This window comes from Dyadobacter sp. CY351 (assembly GCF_021502625.1).
Taxonomy (GTDB): domain Bacteria; phylum Bacteroidota; class Bacteroidia; order Cytophagales; family Spirosomataceae; genus Dyadobacter; species Dyadobacter chenhuakuii.
Map to the genome: position 1 here is coordinate 1 of NZ_JAKFFU010000024.1, position 1,257 is coordinate 1,257.

Genomic DNA, 1,257 nt, shown 5'->3' on the forward strand with positions numbered 1-1,257 from the left:
GATTGGCTATCACTGTCCCGTAAACTGTGCTGCCTTCGTAGAGCTCAACAGTCATTGTTGAATCTGCATTGTTCTTGTCCCAGACCCATCCGCGGGCACTGCTGCAATCCACTGCAAAAAAGCTCCCCTCGTAAGCATTCGATCCGCAGGTCAAACTTCTAGGTGATGAGGTTACTGAATAGGTTGTCCCTTTTACGCGAATACTTAATGAATGCGCTTTCCCGTCTCTCAGGCTAGCAGGGATAGGCAAGCTGAAACCATAGTTACCCGTTCCTTTGCCTTCATTCTTTAATGTTTCCTTGTAAATGTTGGCCACCCCAGTCGCATACACCGTAGCACCTTCATAAAGCTCTATGGTCAGCGCAGCACCGGAATTGTTCTTGTCCCAAACCCAACCACGCGCGCTGTTGCAGTCAACTATGTCAAAGTTACCAGCATACACATTGGCTGGGCACATCAAAGTCCGAGGCGCAGCAGTCGGCACAATATAGGATTTGCCTTTCACCCTGACATTCAATGTATGGGTCGCGCCGTCTTTTAGTCCAGCAGGGATTGGTATCGTAAAGCCATAGTTGCCTGTCCCCTTACCCTGGTCTTTCAGGTCTGCACGGTACTGGTTGGCTATTACTGTCCCGTAAACTGTGCTGCCTTCGTAAAGCTCAACAGTCATTGTTGAATCTGCATTGTTCTTGTCCCAGACCCACCCGCGGGCACTGCTACAATCCACTGCAAAAAAGCTCCCCTCGTAAGCATTCGATCCGCAGGTCAAACTTCTAGGTGATGAGGTTACTGAATAGGTTGTCCCTTTAACACGGATACTTAATGAATGCGCTTTCCCGTCCCTCAGGCTAGCAGGGATAGGCAAGCTGAAACCATAGTTACCCGTTCCTTTGCCTTCATTCTTTAATGTTTCCTTGTAAATGTTGGCCACCCCAGTCGCATACACCGTAGCACCTTCATAAAGCTCTATGGTCAGCGCAGCACCGGAATTGTTCTTGTCCCAAACCCAACCACGCGCACTGTTGCAGTCAACTATATCAAAGTTACCGGCATACTCATTGGCAGGGCACATTAAAGTCCGAGGCGCAGCAGTCGGTACAATATAGGATTTGCCTTTCACCCTGACATTTAATGTATGGGTCGCGCCGTCTTTAAGACCAGCAGGGATTGGTATCGTAAAGCCATAGTTGCCTGTCCCCTTACCCTGGTCTTTCAGGTCTGCCCGGTACTGGTTGGCTATTACTGTCCCGTAAACTG

General features: G+C 49.3%; 1 pseudogene. It reads right to left on the reverse strand.

The features are described from left to right. Positions 1–1,257: pseudogene (locus L0660_RS26005) on the reverse strand (T9SS C-terminal target domain-containing protein); the annotation flags it as partial.